The 19,026-nt window shown below is 64.4% G+C and carries 15 protein-coding genes and 1 pseudogene; 12 read left to right on the top strand and 4 right to left on the bottom strand.

Going from position 1 to position 19,026, the window contains the following annotated elements:
- Positions 1-15: 15 nt before the first annotated feature.
- A pseudogene (locus JV551A3_RS31410) lies at positions 16-1,302 on the top strand (methyl-accepting chemotaxis protein); the annotation flags it as partial.
- A gap of 102 nt (positions 1,303-1,404) precedes the next feature.
- On the top strand, positions 1,405-2,160 hold the full coding sequence (locus JV551A3_RS31405) for a methyl-accepting chemotaxis protein (protein ID WP_370290277.1): 756 nt from the start codon (positions 1,405-1,407) through the stop codon (positions 2,158-2,160).
- A gap of 32 nt (positions 2,161-2,192) precedes the next feature.
- Here the strand turns inward: JV551A3_RS31405 and JV551A3_RS13895 are convergent, their stop codons facing one another.
- Positions 2,193-4,097, bottom strand: coding sequence for a S8 family serine peptidase (locus tag JV551A3_RS13895; protein WP_133971988.1), 1,905 nt, complete (start codon positions 4,095-4,097; stop codon positions 2,193-2,195).
- Positions 4,098-4,261: 164 nt separating this feature from the next.
- On the opposite strand from JV551A3_RS13895, the gene JV551A3_RS13890 reads away from it, so the two are divergent.
- From JV551A3_RS13890 to JV551A3_RS13865, 6 genes are all read left to right on the top strand, one after another.
- Positions 4,262-5,278, top strand: coding sequence for an ABC transporter substrate-binding protein (locus JV551A3_RS13890; protein ID WP_133971986.1), 1,017 nt, complete (start codon positions 4,262-4,264; stop codon positions 5,276-5,278).
- Entirely contained in the window at positions 5,275-6,123 is an 849-nt protein-coding gene (locus tag JV551A3_RS13885; protein WP_133971984.1) for an ABC transporter permease, read from the top strand. Before JV551A3_RS13890 ends, JV551A3_RS13885 begins: the two co-directional genes overlap by 4 nt.
- A gap of 159 nt (positions 6,124-6,282) precedes the next feature.
- Positions 6,283-7,146 (top strand): LysR family transcriptional regulator, encoded by an 864-nt coding sequence (locus JV551A3_RS13880; RefSeq protein WP_133971982.1) that lies wholly within the window; start codon positions 6,283-6,285, stop codon positions 7,144-7,146.
- Positions 7,147-7,382: 236 nt separating this feature from the next.
- A complete protein-coding gene (locus tag JV551A3_RS13875) occupies positions 7,383-8,300 on the top strand; it encodes an AEC family transporter (protein ID WP_133971980.1) in 918 nt (305 codons plus the stop codon).
- A 35-nt stretch (positions 8,301-8,335) separates the two neighbouring features.
- Positions 8,336-8,947 (top strand): cell wall hydrolase, encoded by a 612-nt coding sequence (locus tag JV551A3_RS13870; protein WP_133971978.1) that lies wholly within the window; start codon positions 8,336-8,338, stop codon positions 8,945-8,947.
- A gap of 220 nt (positions 8,948-9,167) precedes the next feature.
- Positions 9,168-10,019 (top strand): CAP domain-containing protein, encoded by an 852-nt coding sequence (locus tag JV551A3_RS13865; protein WP_025338862.1) that lies wholly within the window; start codon positions 9,168-9,170, stop codon positions 10,017-10,019.
- Positions 10,020-10,212: 193 nt separating this feature from the next.
- Here JV551A3_RS13865 and JV551A3_RS13855 read toward each other — a convergent pair whose 3' ends face one another.
- Entirely contained in the window at positions 10,213-11,184 is a 972-nt protein-coding gene (locus tag JV551A3_RS13855) for a GlxA family transcriptional regulator (protein WP_133971975.1), read from the bottom strand.
- Between the two features lie 105 nt (positions 11,185-11,289).
- Between JV551A3_RS13855 and JV551A3_RS13850 the strand changes: the two genes are divergently transcribed.
- The gene (locus JV551A3_RS13850; RefSeq protein ID WP_133971973.1) at positions 11,290-11,901 is read left to right on the top strand and encodes a LysE family translocator; all 612 of its coding nucleotides are present in this window, start codon (positions 11,290-11,292) and stop codon (positions 11,899-11,901) included.
- 160 nt (positions 11,902-12,061) lie between these two features.
- On the opposite strand, the gene JV551A3_RS13845 is transcribed toward JV551A3_RS13850, so the two are convergent.
- On the bottom strand, positions 12,062-13,261 hold the full coding sequence (locus JV551A3_RS13845) for an MFS transporter (RefSeq protein ID WP_133971971.1): 1,200 nt from the start codon (positions 13,259-13,261) through the stop codon (positions 12,062-12,064).
- Positions 13,262-13,366: 105 nt separating this feature from the next.
- A complete protein-coding gene (locus tag JV551A3_RS13840) occupies positions 13,367-14,272 on the bottom strand; it encodes a LysR family transcriptional regulator (RefSeq protein WP_133971969.1) in 906 nt (301 codons plus the stop codon).
- 117 nt (positions 14,273-14,389) lie between these two features.
- On the opposite strand from JV551A3_RS13840, the gene JV551A3_RS13835 reads away from it, so the two are divergent.
- The 3 genes from JV551A3_RS13835 to JV551A3_RS13825 all read left to right on the top strand — a co-directional run bounded on the left by JV551A3_RS13835 (position 14,390) and on the right by JV551A3_RS13825 (position 18,952).
- Positions 14,390-14,743 carry a cupin domain-containing protein gene (locus JV551A3_RS13835; protein WP_133971967.1) on the top strand — a complete coding sequence of 118 codons (354 nt, stop codon included), beginning with the start codon at positions 14,390-14,392 and terminating at the stop codon, positions 14,741-14,743.
- 222 nt (positions 14,744-14,965) lie between these two features.
- Positions 14,966-16,309 (top strand): hypothetical protein, encoded by a 1,344-nt coding sequence (locus JV551A3_RS13830; protein ID WP_133971965.1) that lies wholly within the window; start codon positions 14,966-14,968, stop codon positions 16,307-16,309.
- 225 nt (positions 16,310-16,534) lie between these two features.
- A complete protein-coding gene (locus tag JV551A3_RS13825; protein ID WP_133971963.1) occupies positions 16,535-18,952 on the top strand; it encodes a glucose/quinate/shikimate family membrane-bound PQQ-dependent dehydrogenase in 2,418 nt (805 codons plus the stop codon).
- Positions 18,953-19,026 lie beyond the last annotated feature (74 nt).

Here is a 19,026-nt window from a genome sequence, read left to right as displayed (position 1 = left end):
AAGGGATCCGCCCCCATGCCTTTGCGCCAACTTTCCATCCAGTGGAAGATCACCCTGCTCGCCGGTCTCTGCCTGGCCGGCATCGTCACCCTGCTCGTCGGCCTGTCGCTGTACCGCATGGACCACAGCTCGGACCTGGTCAAGGCCAGCAGCATGCAGATGCTGACCGAGTCGGCGCAGTCGCGCATAGAGTCGCAGGGCGAGGTGCAGGCGCTGAACATCCGCCGCCAGTTCATGGACGCCTACCAGTACGGCGCCGGTTTCGCCCGCCAGGTGCTGTTCCTGCGCGAGCAGGCGGAAAAGCGCTTTCTCGATGCCTTCGACCTGCGCGAAGACATGACCCGCCAGGTACGCGCGGCGCTGCAGGCCAACCCTGAGCTGCTCGGCCTGTCGCTGGTGTTCGAGCCCAACGCCCTGGACAACAAGGACAGCCTGTTCGCCGGCAAGGCAGAGCTGGGCAGCAACGAAACCGGGCGCTTCGCCCTGTACTGGTCGCAACCGCGTGTCGGCCAGCTGACGGCAATGGCCCTGCCCGAGCATGACATGGCCAACATCGAGATCGGCCCAAGCGGCCAGCCAGCCAACACCTGGTGGGTGTGCCCACGCACGTCCGGCAAAGTGTGCGTGGTGGAACCCTACTTCTACGACATCGATGGCCAGCAGGTGCTGATGACCAGCATCGTCTTCCCGCTGGCGGTAGACGGCAAGGTGATCGCCACCCTGTCCATCGACATCAACCTCAACAGCCTGCAGGCCCTGAGCCAGGAGGCCAGCCGCAGCCTGTACGAAGGCCGCACCACGGTCGGCATCCTCAGCCCGGTCGGCCTGCTGGCCGGCTACAGCGCCGACGCCAGCAAGCTGGCCCAGCGCTTCGATCAGGTCGACACCGCCAAGGGGGCCGAACTGGTGCGCAAGCTGGCCGACGGCAAGATGACCATCGTCCACGACCAGCAGCGCCTGAAGGTGCTGGCCGCATTCCGGCCGATTCCGGATGCCCAGCCTTGGGGCGTGCTGCTGGATGTGCCGGAAAACGCCCTGACCGGCCCGGCCGAAGCGCTGAAACAGGAACTGGACGCGCTGAACACCAGCGGCACCCTTCTGGAACTTGGCCTGGGCCTGGCGGCGGCGATTGCCGGCCTGCTGATGGTGTGGCTGATGGCCCGCGGCGTTACCCGGCCGATCCTCGGCGTGGCAAGCATGCTCAAGGACATCGCCAGCGGTGAAGGTGACCTGACCCGCCGCCTGACTTACCAGAAGCAGGACGAACTGGGCGAGCTGGCCGGCTGGTTCAACCGGTTCCTCGACAAGCTGCAGCCGACCATCGCCGAGGTCAAACGCTCGGTGCAAGCCGCCCGTGGCACCGCCGACCAGTCTTCGGCAATTGCCACCCAGACCAGCGCCGGCATGGAGCAGCAGTACCGCCAGGTCGACCAGGTGGCCACTGCCTCGCACGAGATGAGTGCCACCGCCCAGGACGTCGCCCGCAGCGCCGCCCAGGCCGCGCAGGCCGCCCGCGACGCCGACCAGGCCACCCGCGAAGGCCTGGCGGTGATCGACCGCACCACCCACAGCATCGATGCTCTGGCCGCCGACATGAGCAACGCCATGGCCGAAGTCGAGGGCCTGGCGCAGAACAGCGAGAAGATCGGTTCGGTACTGGAGGTGATCCGTTCGATCGCCGAACAGACCAACCTGCTGGCGCTCAACGCCGCCATCGAGGCGGCCCGAGCCGGTGAAGCCGGCCGTGGCTTTGCCGTGGTCGCGGACGAGGTGCGCAACCTGGCCCAGCGGACCCAGGAATCGGTGGAAGAAACCCGCCAGGTGATCGAGGCTTTGCAGAACGGTACCCGCGAAGTGGTCGGGGCCATGGACAACAGCCACCGCCAGGCCCAGGGCGGCGTGCAGCAGGTTGGCCAGGCCGTCACCGCGCTGCAGCGCATCGGCCAGGCCGTGACGGTGATCACCGACATGAACCTGCAGATCGCCTCGGCCGCCGAGGAGCAGAGCGCGGTGGCCGAGGAAATCAACAGCAACGTGGCGACCATCCGCGACGTCACCGAGTCGCTGTCCGGGCAGGCCAACGAGTCGGCACGCGTAAGCCAGTCACTGAACAGCCTGGCCAACCAGCAACAGGCGCTGATGGACCAGTTCCGCGTTTGACTGGACAAGGGCCGGCATCTGCCGGCCCAGGTTCAGGCCTCGAACCTGCCCCCGCCGAGAATGCGGTCCAGCAGCACCAACGCGCCATGCACATTGGGCCTGGCGCCCATCGGCAATACGTCGGTGCCGGGCAACGCGGCATCGTGGTAGCCGGACGCCATGACCAACTGGTGCATCTGGTTGCCATTGAGGTAGATGTGGTGGTGCTCCATGGCATAGGACTGGATCAGGCTCAGCGCGCCGCACACCATCGGCGTCGCACTGGACGTGCCGCCGTAGTTGTCTGTGTAGTCCCGGTCATCGCCTGACAGGTCCTGCAAGCTGCCATCGGAAAGCGTGACTACGCTGTCACCCCAGGCATTGAGCATGCGGTAAGGGTAATGGTGGTTGGAGTAGGCGTGGGGCTTGCCGTCATAAGAGTGGCTGGCACCCACCAGAATGGTACCTGAATCGCCATGGTCAGCGAAGTAACGCCAATTGGCCAGGTCTACGCCCTGCCCCGCCTGGGTACCTCGTTCTGCAAGGGTCTTGCTACTGCCATTGGCTGCCGCATTGACCACCACCGCACCGCGGCGGCTCAACTGCTGCATGACGGTCCACCAGGCCTTGTCGTGCAAGGATGGCAGCATCGTGCTCAACACGTCGATATTTGCAGTCTGGCGATTGATGCCAACGATATCCCCAGGCGCCACATTGCGCAGCAGGTCCTTGAGCACCTGGTAACTGCCAGGGGTGTCTTGCGCGCGGTTGTTGTACAGGTACAGCTCGCTGTCATGGCTGATTCCGGTAACTCCCATGCCGTTGCGCGTGGCCAGAATGACCCCTGCCGAAGCCGTGCCATGGCTGGGGTCATGGTTGGGCGCAAGCGAGATGACTTGCAAGGCGGGGTTGCCGCGCAAGTCTTCATGCTGCGGGTACAACCCACCATCGCTGAAGTGAATGCGCGCGCCCTTGCCCGTCACCTCGTTGGCCCAGGCGTTGCGCACATTCAGGCCCTTCCACCGGGGGCCGGGTTCGTCGAGGTAGTTCTGGAGTGACTCGAAGTCGGGCGTGGGCTGAGCATTTTCATAAGCCCTGTTGCCTGCCACCACTGCAGTACCTGTCAGCAAGGTTGCCAGCAACCCCGCCAGCACGAACGCGGCAGGGTGTGGTTCCGGAAGTACCGGCGACACCTGCATGGATACGAGATAGTCCAGTGCGGCCAACGACTTGAGCAATGCCAGATAGGTGTCATCGAGCATGCCGGCAGGCTGGTCGAGGTAATAGTACTGACGTAGTGCCCGGAGCCTGTCATCGTCCACTTCATGCTCGTCCAGCACAGGCCTGAGCGCGATCACCGACTTCAGGTTCGGCCAATAGCGAACCAGCGTCGAGCCCGAGCCTGGCTCTAGGTCGTCAAGGAAGCGCTCATACCCACCGCTGTCGAACTCGATGACCAGTGTCGGGTACGAGGTACCTGGCGCCAACGTGGGAAGCGTTTGCTGAGCGTGATCAGCCATGTCCGCGGGGCCTGCCGCCCGCTTGCGACGCTTGGCGGCAGAAGGCAACGGGACCTTGTCGAGCACGCTGCGGTTGATCTCCTCGACCGCGATATCGAGTACCAGCGGCGGCATGTCGATGACACCGGCCGCCCCGACAGGCCGATTCATCGCCCGGGCATGTTCATCTCGCAGCACCACCCTTGGCCGGATGGTGTAGACCCCCGCCTCCTCCTCGGCGGACAAAGTGGCTGGGCAGCCGTGATCACTCGGTTTGCCGGTGTGTGCCTGGGAATAGGCCGAAACCCCTCGGAACGACACCGAGCCATCCGGGCCCGCCCGCTCCAGCTCGTAGCGAATGCGGTTGACCTTGTGCAGGTCTGTGCCAGTGCAACGAACGTGCAGCTTTCCATCGAATCGGAAGTTGCGGTAATAGATAAAATTCAAGTCCAGCGTCATCAGGAATGCCTCGCAGAATGTGCTTGCCAAACGGCACTGCGCACCTTTGCAAACCGCTGCTTCCCCTCGCAGCAGGAGCCCGTTCCCTGCCGCCGTCGGCAACGCCTGGGAGGGGTCGTCTACACTTGCCCGCACCTACCCCACGGCAATCGACGAAGGCCCCGATGAAGAAGATTCCAACGCTGCTGGCCGGCCTGCTGCTCGCGGTGGGCATGGCCAGCACCGATAGCGCCGCTTCGGCGGAACGCACCACGCCCATTCACTTTGGCGCCATCGGCTGGGAAAGCGGCGCCCTCACCACCGAGATCCTGCGGCTGATCGTGGAGCGCGGGTATGGCTACTCCACCGACACCCTGCCCGGCAGTACTGTCAGCATGGAAGTGGCGCTGGCGCGCAACGATCTGCAAGTCATCGCCGAGGAATGGGCCGGGCGCAGCCCTTCCTGGGTCAAGGCAGAAGCCGCCGGGCAGGTGTTCGCGTTGGGCGACACGGTCAAGAATGCCGAAGAAGGCTGGTGGGTGCCGGCCTACGTGATCGAGGGCGATGCGGCACGCAAGCTGAAACCCGTGGCGCCGGAATTGCGCAGCGTCGAGGACCTCAAGCGCTACCCGCAGGTGTTCCGCGACCCCGAGTCGCCCGGCAAAGGGCGTTTTCTCAACAGCCCCAGCGGCTGGACATCCGAGACCGTCAACAGCCAGAAACTCAAGGCCTACGGGCTGAATGAGCTGTATACCAACTTCCGCAGCGGCTCCGGGGCTGCAATGGATGCCGAAATCGGCTCGGCCATCCGCCGTGGCCAACCAGTGCTGTTCTACTACTGGAACCCTACCCCTTTGATGGGGCGTTACAAACTCATACGCCTGCAAGAGCCGTCGTTCGATGCCCAGGCCTGGGCCACCCTCACCGATGCCGGTAATCCCGAGCCCAAGGGCAGCAGCTCGCTGCCGGCCAAATTGTCGATTGGCGTGTCCAAGGCCTTCCGCGAGGGCTACCCGGAGCTGGTGAGCGTGTTCGAGCGGGTCGACCTGCCCATCGACCGTCTGAACAGCGCACTGGCCGAGATGAGCGAAAAGCGCACACCGCCCCGTGACGCTGCCCTCACCTTCCTGCGCAATAACCGCGAAGTGTGGAAAGCCTGGTTGCCTGCGGACATTGCCAGCAAGGTCGAGGGCAGCCTGTGAGCGGCGGCTTCCCTGAAACCCTGCAATTCTCCTTTGCCGACAGCGTCAACCGCTTGGTCGACTGGCTGGTGCTGCATTACGGCGATCACCTGCGCAGCGTCTCGGACCAGTTGCTGCAACTACTGGTCGGCCTGGAAACCCTGCTGCGCCTGCTGCCTTGGTGGCTGCTGCTGTTGCTGATCGGCCTGCTCGCCTGGCATGCCAGCCGCAGCGTGCTGCGCAGCGCGGTACTGGTGGCGCTGCTGGCCCTGATCGGCATGCTCGGGTTGTGGGACAAACTGCTGCAGACCATGGCGTTGGTGCTGGTCAGTACCGGCCTCTGCGTGCTGGTGGGCGTGCCGCTGGGCATCCTGCTGGCTGCCCGGCCGCTGGCGAAGCGGTTGTTATTGCCGGTACTGGATGTGATGCAGACATTGCCGGCCTTCGTTTACCTGATCCCGGTGCTGATGCTGTTCGGCCTGGGCAAGGTGCCTGCCGTGTTCGCCACGCTGATTTATGCCCTGCCACCGCTGGTTCGGCTGACCGAACTGGGGCTGAGCCAGATCGACCCTTCGTTGCTGCAGGCCGCCCATGGCCTTGGGGCCAGCCGCTGGCAGCGGTTGCGGCGCATCGCCCTGCCGCTGGCGCTGCCCAGCATCATGGCCGGGCTCAACCAATCGGTGATGATGGCCCTGTCGATGGTGGTGGTGGCTTCGATGATTGGCGCCCGCGGGCTGGGCGAGGACGTGCTGTCGGGGATCCAGACCTTGAATGTCGGCCAAGGCGTCGAGGCCGGGCTGGCGATCGTCGCCCTGGCCATGGTGATCGACCGGATCAGCCAGGCCTATGGGCGTAACCAGCGCTGAGAAGTGTTGTCTGTGGCGACCCTTTCGCAGCACAAGGCTGCTCCTACAGGGTTAGCGCCATGGTTCAGGCATGCGCAATACCTGTAGGAGCAGCCTTGTGCTGCGAAAGGGCCGGGCCCGACAATGCAGCCCTGTCAGCCTGAAACCGGACCCACCCGCATGTCCCTCAAAGCCCTGCGCACCCTGGTGACCATCGCCCGTCACGGCACCTTCGCCCGTGCCGCCGACCTGCTCAGCCTCACCCCTTCGGCGGTCAGCCTGCACATCAAGACCCTCGAAGACGAACTGCAGGTGACCTTGTTCGACCGCAGCCGCAGGCAGGTGTCGCTGACCGAAGCCGGCCAGTTGGCGGTGGCCCGGGCCGAAACCATCCTGGCTGCCTATGACGAACTGGCCGACGCCCTGGCCAGCGGCCCGAGCCTGCGCGGCCGCCTGCGCCTGGGGGCGATCCACACGGTGCTGGCGCGGCGCCTGCCCAAGGCGCTGGTATGGATCAAGGCGCACCATCCGCAGTTGCATGTCAGCGTGGCCTCCGGCATGTCGGCGGAACTGGCACGACGGGTGGAAGACGGCGAGCTTGATGCCGCGATCACCACCGAACCGGTCAGCCCCTACCCGCAAAGCCTGGACTTCACACCGTTGTTCGAAGACCGCTTCTGGGCGATCGCCAGCCCCGACCTCGCCGGGCAAAGCGTGCCTCAGTTGCTGGCCAGCCAGCCGTTCCTGCGCTTCGACAAGCGTGCCTGGGCCGGGCGGCAGATCGAGCAGGAGCTGCGCCGCCAGCATTTGCAGGTGAGCGAACAGATGGAACTGGACAGCCAGGAAGCGCTGGCACGCATGGCGGTGATGGGCCTGGGCGTGGCAATCATCCCCATGGCCGATGACGACCTGCAACGCTTGCCACCGGCCACCTGCCTGCCGTTTGGCGAACCGCAGCTGACTCGGCGGGTGGTATTGCTGGAGCATGAGAAGAGCCAGCGGCGGCATTTGAGTGCAGTATTGAAGACTGCGCTGGAGGCTTGAGATTGCCGGGGCCGCTGCGCGGCCCTTTCGCGACACAAGGCCGCTCCCACAGGTTTGCCACTGCCTTCAAATGCAACGCGTTCGCTGTGGGAGCGGCCTTGCGTCGCGAAAGGGGCGCGCAGCTCCCCCAGAGCAAACATGCATTTTTCCTCAACAGTCAGTACAGAAATCAACGTTTTTACAAACCGATCCGCACCCGTAGTCTGTGCCTCGTACCCGACCACGGAACGTCGACCATGCTCCACTTGCTGCTCACTACCCTGCTGCCGATCATCCTGCTGATTGCCCTGGGCACCTTCCTGCGCCTGCGCGGCTTCCTCGCCGACAACTTCTGGCCCGGCGCAGAGCGCCTTAGCTATTACGTACTGCTGCCGTCGCTGTTCCTCCATGGCCTGGCCACCGCCAACCTCGATGGCGTGCCGGTGCTGGGCATGGTCGGCGTGCTGATGCTCTCGACCCTGGCCGGGGCCGTGCTGCTGGTGCTATACCAGGGCGCAATGAACCATGACGGTGCCGACTTCACTTCGGTGTTCCAGGGCGGCATCCGCTTCAACAACTACATCGGCGCCACCCTTGCAGCAGGTATCTATGGCAGCGCCGGCATCGCCCTGGCGGCGGTGGCCAACGCTGCAATCGTGCCCCTGGTCAACCTGCTTTGCGTGCTGGTGTTCGCCCGCTTCAGTGCCCGCCATAGCTCACCAGCGACGGTGCTGCGGGCCATCTTCGCCAACCCCTTGATCGTCGGTTGCGCCGGCGGGTTGCTGCTGCGCGCCAGCGGGTTGGGCTTGCCAGCGGGTATCGAACCCACGGTCAAGGCCCTGGGCCAGGCCGCCCTGCCGCTGGGCCTGCTGTGCGTCGGCGCAGCCCTGGGTAGCGCCCGCCTGGGCCAGCAGGTGCACCCGCTGATGGCAGCGTCGGCATTCAAGTTCCTGGTCATGCCGCTGACCACATGGGGCTTGTGCCGCCTGCTTGGCCTGGGTGGCCAGGCAGCAGTGGTTGCGGTGCTGTTCCAGGCGCTGCCGACCGCGTCGTCTTCCTATGTGATGGCCCGGCAAATGGGCGGTAACGCACCGCTGATGGCCACCATCATCGCCCTGCAGACCGTGGTCGCCGCCGCCACCCTGCCTTTGGTACTGATGCTCGCGCTTGGCTAGACTGTGAACCAGCCCACAGTTCGGGAGCTTGCCTCATGCGCTTTTCGTGGATGGTGATCGGCCTGGCCTCGGCCTTGCTCGCAGGCCCCTTGCACGCCGCCGACCCGGCCAAGGCTGCCGTCGCCGAGGACAAGGCCGAGGTGCTCGAGGAAAAAGTGGTGAACGACACGCCACCCCCGAAAAAGGCCGAAACTCTCACACCGGGCGAAGCGCAGGCAGTGGACCCTGCCGGCCAGGCGCCGTTGGATGACAGCATCACCTGCCTGGCCCGCACCATCTACTGGGAGGCCAAGGGTGCCGACGCCGAAGACATGGCCGCCGTGGCCAACGTCGTGCTCAACCGCCTGGGCCACGATGGCTTCCCGGATACAATCTGCGGCGTGGTCAAGCAGGGTGTGGAAAGCAAGGCCTGCCAGTTCTCCTGGTGGTGCGACGGGCGCCCGGACCAGGTCGAAGAAGCGCAACGCTACGGCATTGCCAAGGAAATCGCGCGCAAGGCGCTCAACCAGCAGTTGAAAGACCGCACCGGCGGTGCCTTGTACTTCCACGACCGCAATGTGCGCCCGGACTGGGCCAAAGCCTACCGCCGGACGGCGCAGACCAGGCATTTTCTGTTCTACAAACCGAACCAGGCGGTGGCGCGCTGATACCCGCCGGGCGACGGCAAACGGGCTGACAGCTTTGGTTCGATAAGAATGATTACCAACTGTTCGCACTTTTCCGATGATCAGTGGTCTACTCCCTCTTTTGCCGCCAGCAACGAATGCCGGCGTTTTCATTGCTTTGCACGATCCCGGGCCAAAAGCCCCGGGCTTGTGTAGGATGAGCAGCGCAAACCACGACGCTGCCAGTCATAGGGAGATCCACATGCGCGTCCTGTCATCCGTTGCCGCCTTGTCGTTGGGTCTGGTCGTCTCGGCCGGGGCACTGGCTGCCACCGGCGAAGAGGCGCAACTGATCGATTCGATCAATGTCTACCGCAGCAAGGCCCAGCCCTGCGGTGGTGAAGCGTCGTTGGAGCTGCCACCGCTCAACAGCGATACCCGCCTGGCGCTGTCGCCGGAGGGTACCCGCGACCTGCAGCAAGCCATGACCCGCGCCGCCTACCCGATGGTCAACGTGCAGGCCATCAGCCTGTCGGGGCCACGTGATGCGCGCGCGGCCATGCATGCCATCGAGGAGAGTTTCTGCCAGGTGGTGCTCGACCCGCAGTTCGTCGATATTGGCGTCAGCCAGGAAGGCCGCGACTGGCGCATCGTGCTGGCCCGGCCGCTGCTCAGTGGTCGCCTGGGCGACTGGCAGGCCGAGGGGCAGAAGGTGCTGCAGGAGATCAATGCCGCGCGCAAGGTACCGCGTCAGTGCGGTGGCCAGCCCTTCGCCGCCGCCCCCGCGCTGAGCTGGAGCACGGTGCTGGCCGGGGTTGCCGCCAACCACACCCGGGCCATGGCCAACCAGAACTTCTTCGACCACATCGACAAGGACGGCCGCACCCCCGGTGACCGGGCAGAACTGGCCGGCTACCTGTACCAGCAGATTGGTGAAAACATCGCCGCCGGGCGTGACACCGCGCGCAAGGTGGTCGATGGCTGGCTGGATAGCCCGGGGCATTGCGCGACGCTGATGAACCCGGACTTTCGTGAGCTGGGCGCTGCGTATGCAGTGGACCCGAAGAGTGACGCAGGGATTTACTGGACGGGGTTGTTCGGGACGCCGCAGTAGGCCGGCTCTCACCGGACTCATTGAATTAGCAGGGACCCTGTGGGAGCAACTGTCTTGCTCAATTTCTAAAGGCTGGCGCGATCCCTGTGGGAGCGGGCTTGCCCGCGAACACGGGCGAAGCCCGTGCCATCCACTGCGGTGTCCTCTTCGCGGGCAAGCCCGCTCCCACAGGGTACGTGGACCGCTTGTGAATTCAGTTCTCTACCTGACAGCGCAGTTCAATGGCCGTACAACCAAACCGTCGCCGCACGCACTTGCCCAGGTAACTGGCATCGCCCAGGCCCACTTCATCGGCAATCTGCGCCAGGCTGTGGCTGGAATTGAGCAAGCGCCAGCGCGCCTGTTGCAGGCGCATCTCCAGCCACCAGGCCTTGGCGCTCATGCCATGGCTGGCGTGAAACTGCCGGTCCAGCTGGCGCCGGCTGATGCCCAGCTCTGCCGCCAACTGCTCCGCGGTCAGCGGCGTACCCAGGTGATGGCGCATCAACGCCTGCGCGCGCTGCACCTGCCTACCCTGCCCGGCCGGCAGCTCCAGCGAGCGCAAGGCATGGCGGCTATCGCGGGTTTCATCCACCAGCATGTCGGCCAGGCCCTTGAGCGCCCGTGTCCGCCCGCAGGCACGTGACAACAGCGCGACGGCCAGGTCGATGGCGGCTGTGCCGCCGGCGCAGGTGATGCGGCTACCGTCGATGCAATACAGCTGCTCGGTCAGCACCTGCAAATGCGGAAAGGCCGCACGAAATTCGGCTTCGTGGCGCCAGTGCACCACTACCTTGTGCCCCTGCAACAACCCGCAGGCGGCCAACAGGAAAGCACCGTTGTCGATCCCCACCAGCTTGACGCCAGCCTTGCCGGCCTGCCTTAGCAAGGCCCGGTAGCGAGGCGCCAGCGCGGCGGTGGCCATGGCGTTGCGCCCGCCGAACACCACCAGGTAGTCGAAACCGGCCAGCTCGAGCTGGCCTGCGACGGCCTCGACCTGCACCACCGCGCCACTGCTCGACGGCACCGGGTCGAGGGACAGCCCCGCCACGGTCCAGCTGCAGTAGCGCTGCTGGCTGTAGTCCTCGTCGTCGGCACTGAAACGCAACTTGTCGAGAAAGGCACCGAACGGCAGCAGGGCAAAATCCGGTAACGGCAAGATCAGCAAGCGGATATCGGGGAGCATTGGCATCGCGTCCAGAAACGACCATTAAATGTCCGGATCATACCCTTGCTGGCCAAGGCCGGCGCCATAGACTGGCGCCCTCCACACCAACAAGGCACTTCCCCCATGGCACTCGACACTTGGCTCATCTACCTGCTGGCGAGCATCGGCCTGTCGCTGACCCCGGGCCCCAACAGCCTGCTGGCCCTGACCCACGGTGCCTTGTATGGCGCACGCCGGACATTGTTCACCATCGTTGGCGGGGTGTTTGGCTTCAGTGCCCTGATCGCCCTGGCCATGTTCGGCCTCAGCGCATTGCTACAGGCTTCGGCGTCGGTGCTGAGCGTGCTCAAGTGGGTGGGTGGCGCCTATCTGATCTGGCTGGGTATCCAGCTGTGGCGCAGCCCGGGCCTGCACCTGGAACTGACCGCGCGAAGCGCGCAGCTGGGCAATGCCGGCCTGTTCCGCCAAGGCCTGCTGTCGGCCATGGCCAACCCCAAGGTGTTGCTGTTCTACGGCGCTTTCCTGCCGCAGTTCATCGACCCGCAGCGTGGGTTGCTGCTGCAGTTCGTGGTAATGGCGGCTACCTTTGCCAGTGTCGAATTCCTGGTCGAATACCTGTTGGCGCGCCTGGCATTTCGCATACGGCCATGGCTGGCCAAGGGCGGCAAGGGCTTCAACCGCTGCTGCGGCAGCCTGTTTGCCGTGATTGGTGTGGCGTTGCCGCTTGGGCGGTAGCGTCTGATACAGGCGTGTGCAGTTTTTTGTGGGAGCGGCCTTGCGTCGCGAAAGGGCCGCAAAGCGGCCCCGGCAATTCTGAAGTGATGCGTAGATCCTGGGGGCGCTTCGCACCCCTTTCGCGACGCAAGGCCGCTCCCACAGGTGACCGCGCTACCATTCAACCCCGGCGCGCTTTGGCGACGAAGATGATCAAGGCCACGAGCGGCAGCCCCGCGCCCACCAGCGCCACACCCTGCCAGCCAAACTGGCCGAACACCGCACTGGCCACCGCCGAACCCAGCGCCCCTCCCAGGAAGATACTGGTCATGTACACCGCGTTCAGCCGCCCGCGGCTGGCCGGGTCCAGCGCGTACACTTCACGCTGGCCGATGACCATGTTCATCTGCACCGCAAAATCCAGCAGCACGCCGGTCAGGCCCAGGCCGATCACGCTGTAGCCCGGTACCGTCAGCCCCAGCAACAGTGCCGCCGGTGCCAGCAACAACGCCAGCAGCGAACCGGCCCGGGCATGCCCGGCATCGGCCAGACGGCCGGCCATGGGTGCGGCAACGGCGCCCACCGCGCCCACCAGGGCGAATACCGCGATCTGGCTCTGCGACAGGCCATGCTGGGTTGCCAGGGCCATCGGCACCGCCGTCCAGTAGAGGCTGAACGCGGCGAACATCAATGCCTGGTACAGCGAGCGCTGGCGCAGCAACGGATAACGGCGCAGCAGCGTGAGCAGCGACAGCATCAGCCCGGCATAGCTGGCCTTGTGCTCGGGCACCCGCTGCGGCAAGGTCAGGGCCAGCAACAGGATGATCGCCAGCATCACCACGGCAGCGCCAATGAACACCGCACGCCAGCCGAAGTAGTCGGCCACCAGGCTGGACAACGGCCGCGCCAGCAGGATACCCAGCAGCAGGCCGCCCATGATGTTGCCGACCACCCGCCCACGCTGCTGCTCCGGCGCCAGGTGCGCCGCCAGCGGAATGAGCATCTGTACCGCCACGGAACTGAAACCGATCAGCAGTGCATAGCCGAGGAACAGCTGGCCCTGGCCACTGCTGCTGGTCCCCGCCAGCAGCAGGCTGACACAGGCCAGCACGGCAGTAGCCACCATCAAGCGGCGGTTTTCCAACAGGTCGGCCAGCGGTACCAGCAACAGCAGGCCCAAGGCATAGCCCAGCTGCGTTAGCGAAACGATGAGGCTGGCATGCTCGGTGGACAGCCCCAGGTCCGGGGCGATCAGCCCGACGATGGGCTGGGCATAGTAGATATTGGCGACGATCGCGCCGCAGCAGAACGCCAGCAGGGCGACCAGGGCCCGGCTGAGGCCGGTGGCTGTAGGCTGCACGGCGGCAAGGGAGGGAGTCATGCGAGTGTCCTCGGCAATGGGTGGAATATGCCGGCCACCTTACCCAGACGCACGCTTGGCGAGAATCCAGCGCTGGCGCAACAAGGCTTTGCGCACTGCGCAACGCTAGGTGCTGCGCGACAACAGGTTTTCGCAAAAGTCGATGAACGCATTGACCCGGCGCGAACCACGATGGTTGGGCAGGTATAGCGCGTTGATGCTGTCATTGGCCGCGCCGGGGCTGGCCTGCCAATCGGGGAATAGCCGCTGCAGGCGCCCGGCCGCCACATCCTCGCGCACCAGCCAGTCGGCCAGCAGCGCGATGCCGCTGCCCGCCAGCGCGGTTTCGCGCAACATGTCGGCATTGGCACTGCGCAACGGCCCGCTCACATCCAGTTCCAGGCTGTCCTGCCCGCGTGCCAGGCGCCAGGGGCGCCCTTTCTGCCCGTAGCGAAAGCGCAGGCAGGCGTGCTCAAGCAGCTGCCGCGGGTGCTCCAGCGCGTCACGCCCGGCCAGGTAGGCCGGGCTGGCCACCAGCCAACGCTGGAAGCGACCCAGCTGGCGGCATACCAGCTCGTCATTGGGCGAGGGGTCGCCCAAGCGGATCGACAGGTCATAGCGCCCGTCGAGCAGGTCATCCAGGCGGTCGCTGAGGTCGATGTCCAGCTCCAGAGCCGGATGCTGCGCCAGGAACGGCCCCAGGTGCGGGGCGATGACCCGCCTGCCGAACTCCACCGGCAAGCACAGGCGTAGTACACCGACAGGCTCCTCGCCGCGGTCGGCGACGCTGGCATCGGCCTCGTCCAGGGACTCGAAAATACCCCGCGCACGTTCGTAATAACGGGCGCCGGCCTCGGTCAGGCTGACCTGGCGGGTGGAGCGGTTGAGCAAGGTGGCACCCAACGCCGCTTCCAGGGCATCGACCAGGCGCGTCACCGACGATGTCGCCAGCCCGAGCCGGCGTGCAGCGGCAGAAAAGCCTTGGGCATCGACGGTGGCCACGAACATCTTCATCGCCAGGAGTTTGTCCATTTGCTGCCCATCTTCCAAATCCCGGAAAGTTCTTACAAACAGCCGGGCTGGTCAAGAAGCGCGGCGCACGGCAATTGCGTCCATAGTGGAACCACCCCCTTCCAAGCGAGGTTTTCCATGATCCCGACCAACCTGCTGACTGCCCTGCCCCCTTGCGACCCCACCAGTTCCGAATGGGTCGACCAACTGCTCAGCCGCCCGGGCGTGCGTGTTGAACGTATCGTCTCCAGCGGCCAGGCCAGCCCGCCCGGTTTCTGGTACGACCAGGCCGAAGGTGAATGGATCGTGCTGCTCAGTGGCGCCGCCGGCCTGCGCTTCGAACACGAGAGCCACACCCGCCTGCTGGCACCGGGCGATTGCCTGGACATCCCGCCGCATTATCGCCACCGCGTGGAATGGACCGCACCCGGCACTGCCACCGTCTGGCTGGCAGTGTTCTACGGAGCCGACAGCCCTTGGCCCAGTCTCTGAGTGTTTTGCCCGATTCGCAATACGAAACCTGGGGTTACAACGGCAGCCAACTAGCAGTTCTGCCAGTTGTGTAGTGAAAGGCTCCTACCAATACTCGGCCTGCGCGCTCCGCAAAGTGAAGTGAATATCACGTCTCGCTTGGTCCATCGAACGCGCACAACGGTTGCTGCGTCAACGAACTTGATGACGCCAACCAGGTAATGGACTGGGAGACCCGAAAGCATGCGTATCGCTCCAGTATTACTCTATGCGCTCGTTGTGACAGGCTGCAGTATCAACACCGGCAACGACGATTCACAGCCAGAAACCGCGAAGCCGCCTCAGGTGCATCATGCTGCCAATTTCGGGCCAACCGGGGCTGAAGCCGTGCGCCAACTCAAGGCCTGGTACGAGAATACCTCTGCCGATTGTGGAGGACCCGACAAGCCCGCACACTTGTGCAGCGGCATTCTGCTTCGGGCGACCGATACCAATCCCGCCTTCTACCCTTGGGACCCTAGCCCCGGCGCAATACGCCTGGGAGGGGTCTCGTTCTCATGGCTGCGTCGAGACCAGACATTCAGCCGAACGTGGGAGAACTGGAATGGCTTTGTCTTCTACCCCAATCAGGCCATTCCCGACGGCAAGATAAAGACCATCAAGGTACTGTGCACCTTCCCGATCAACGCCAATACATGGGAACGGCCTACCCTTCAAGGTTGCGGCGCAATGCCAGATGAGCCCGATACCGATACATGCCAATCACTCGGTATCGACAGCGCTTCGCACTGGCTCGAAAAATACGGCAGAACGGCAACACTGAGCAAAGTGTGTGGTTGGGACGTACGTGACGGCAGTGGTGATACGGCAGCCTGGTTCAAAATGTCACTTGATGCCCACCAGGGGCTCACCGGCCTGGCACGCGAAACCTTCAATGAGCTGATGCTTTCAACCTGGAATACTGGAGAGGGCGCCGACCTTCCGCTGCATTCGTTCTTCTACCCTGCCCGAAGCCTTGAGTCCCGCGCCAAGGCACGGGTGGACCAGGCACGCTACCGCGAGGCCTACAAGATTACCTTGCCGCTGATACGCATGGCTTTCCCCGTCCTTGCGCAGGACACAACGGTCATCAGCTTTCTGGAAAGCGACCAGGCCGACTCTGTTGCACTCCCTGTGCATGTGGACTTCGAAGATTTGCCGACCGGGTCCCCGCTCGATGTCGTGTCTGGCGGGTACGGCTTCGAAACCTCGGTATCGAAACGGGTAGAAATCAGTAATGCGGACCAGGGCATACCGCATCTGTCTGGCAATTACCTGCTGCTGGACAATCTGGTGCGTTTCCCAATCGATGCAGTGGTGGATGCCAAAGAGGCTCGCAAGGTCGAATTTTCGTGGGCATGCAATAGCTACTGTGTAGTGCTCGAAGAGCGTAGCGGTCGTGAAACTGTGCTGGTCAAAGACGAGCATATCGGCCCGATGCAGTCGGGGCGCCTCACATTGGAAGTCGAGGCGCCAGAAACGCTCAGACTGATGAGCAGCATGGAAGACGGCGCGTTGATGGCGTTGGACAATCTATCCATCCAATAGCGGCTACGGGCAGCTTGTGCATGCGCCGCCAAGCCGCCCGCATATTACGCAAAATCTTTCTTCTCTCCGCTTATCGCGCAATTTTAGCAGCGTAATCTAGACTTTTAGCCACATCTTGTAGCGCGCAGCCCTGCGACAATCCGCCCCACAAAATTATGTACCAACTTGTTAATTAGCAAGCTAAGCGATTACACTGCGCGCATTCCACCTGCTGAGATCCCTGGCATGAAAGAAACACCGCGCGCCTCTGGCGCCACAAACATCATCCTGGTCGGCCTGGGCGTGATCATCGCCCTGCTCGGCCTCCTCCTGGCTGCGGGCGGCGTCAAGCTGGCCGGCCTGGGCGGTTCCTGGTACTTCCTGGTCGGCGGCCTGGCCATGGCCATCGCCGGCGTCCTCATCGCTCGCCGCAAACGGGCTGGTGCCTGGCTATACGCGGCATTCCTGGTCGGCACTGCCATCTGGGCGCTGATCGACGCTGGCCTGGTGTTCTGGCCACTGTTCTCGCGCCTGTTCATGTTCGGCGCAATCGGCATGGTGGTGGCGTTGGTCTACCCGCTGCTGGCCCGTGCCAATGGTGTCAGCGCCGGCCGCGGTGCCTATGGCGTTGCCGGGGTGATGGCGGTGCTGCTGGTGATCGCCGCCGGCAACATGTTCGTCGCCCACCCCAGCGTCGCCCCCACCGGCAAAGGCCCGGGCATGACCCCGGTCGAGGCCGACAAGGCGCAGAAGGACTGGGCCCACTACGGCAACACCGAGGGTGGCAGCCGCTTCGCTGCGCTGGACCAGATCAACCGCGACAACGTCAACAAGCTGAAAGTGGCCTGGACCTACCACACCGGTGACGTGGCGCTCAGCGACGGCAACGGTGCCGAAGACCAGCTGACCCCGCTGCAGGTCGGCAACAAGGTGTTCATCTGTACGCCGCACAACAACCTGATCGCCCTCGATGCCGACACTGGCAAGGAGCTGTGGAAGAACGCGATCAACGCCCAGTCCAAAGTCTGGCAGCGTTGCCGTGGCATGGCCTACTTCGACGCCACTGCCGCCATCGCCCAGCCCACCCAGCCGAACAGCTCGCCAGTCACCGTCGCCAGCGTACCGGCCGGTGCCAACTGCCAGCGTCGCCTGCTGACCAACACTATCGATGGCCGCCTGATTGCCGTCGACGCCGACACCGGCGAGTTCTGCCAGGGCTTCGGCAACAACGGCCAGGTCGATCTCAAGGCAGGCCTGGGAGATGTGCCGGACTCCTACTACCAGCTGTCCTCGGCCCCACTGATGGCCGGTACCACCGTGGTGGTTGGCGGCCGCGTCGCCGACAACGTCCAGACCGACATGCCAGGCGGCGTGATCCGTGGTTTCGATGTGATCTCGGGTGAAATGCGCTGGGCCTTCGACCCCGGCAACCCGGAAGATCGCCAGGCGCCGCAGGGCGACAGCACCTATGTGCGCAGCACTCCCAACAGCTGGGCCCCGATGTCCTACGACCCGGCGATGAATACCGTGTTCCTGCCGATGGGCTCGTCGTCCACCGACATCTACGGTGTCGAACGCAGCAAGCTGGACCACACCTATGGCGCTTCGGTACTGGCCCTGGACGCCACCACCGGCAACCAGAAGTGGGTGTTCCAGACCGTGCACAACGACCTTTGGGACTTCGACCTGCCGATGCAGCCGAGCCTGATCGATTTCACCAAGGACGACGGCCAGTCGGTACCTGCAGTGGTAATCGGCACCAAGGCCGGGCAGATCTACGTGCTCGACCGCGCCACCGGCAAGCCGCTGACCCAGGTCGACGAAGTACCGGTCAAGCCAAGCAACATCCCCAACGAGCCGTACTCGCCAACCCAGCCGAAGTCGGTGGGCATGCCGCAGATCGGCGCGCAGACCCTGACCGAATCGGACATGTGGGGCGCAACCCCGTACGACCAGCTGCTGTGCCGCATCGACTTCAAGAAAATGCGCTACGACGGCCTGTACACCGCGCCGGGCACCGACCTGTCGCTGAGCTTCCCGGGTTCGTTGGGTGGCATGAACTGGGGCAGCATTTCCACCGACCCGGTACATGGTTTCATCTTCGTCAACGACATGCGCCTGGGCCTGTGGATCCAGATGATCCCGTCGCAAAACAAGGGCGGTGCCGCTTCCGGTGGCGAAGCGCTGAACACCGGCATGGGCGCAGTACCGCTCAAGGGCACCCCGTATGCGGTGAACAAGAACCGCTTCCTGTCGGTGGCCGGCATTCCGTGCCAGGCGCCACCCTTCGGCACCCTGACCGCCATCGACATGAAGACTCGCCAGGTGGCGTGGCAGGTACCGGTGGGTACCGTCGAGGACACAGGCCCGCTCGGCATCCGCATGCACCTGCCGATCAAGATCGGCCTGCCGACCCTCGGCGGCACCCTGTCTACCCAGGGTGGCCTGGTGTTCATCGCCGGCACCCAGGACTTCTACCTGCGCGCCTACGACAGCAGCAACGGCAACGAAATCTGGAAGGCTCGCCTGCCAGTGGGCAGCCAAGGCGGCCCGATGACCTACGTCTCGCCGAAAACCGGCAAGCAGTACGTGGTGATCACGGCTGGCGGCGCGCGCCAGTCGACTGACCGTGGCGACTACGTGATTTCTTACGCTCTGCCGTAAGACCGCGTCGCCCTCTTCGCGGGTAAACCCGCTCCCACAGGAACTGCACAGTTTGCAAGGGCAGTGAAAAACCT

Origin of the sequence: Pseudomonas inefficax, from assembly GCF_900277125.1 — a bacterium.
GTDB lineage: Bacteria > Pseudomonadota > Gammaproteobacteria > Pseudomonadales > Pseudomonadaceae > Aquipseudomonas > Aquipseudomonas inefficax.
This window is presented reverse-complemented; position numbering and strand designations above follow the sequence as displayed.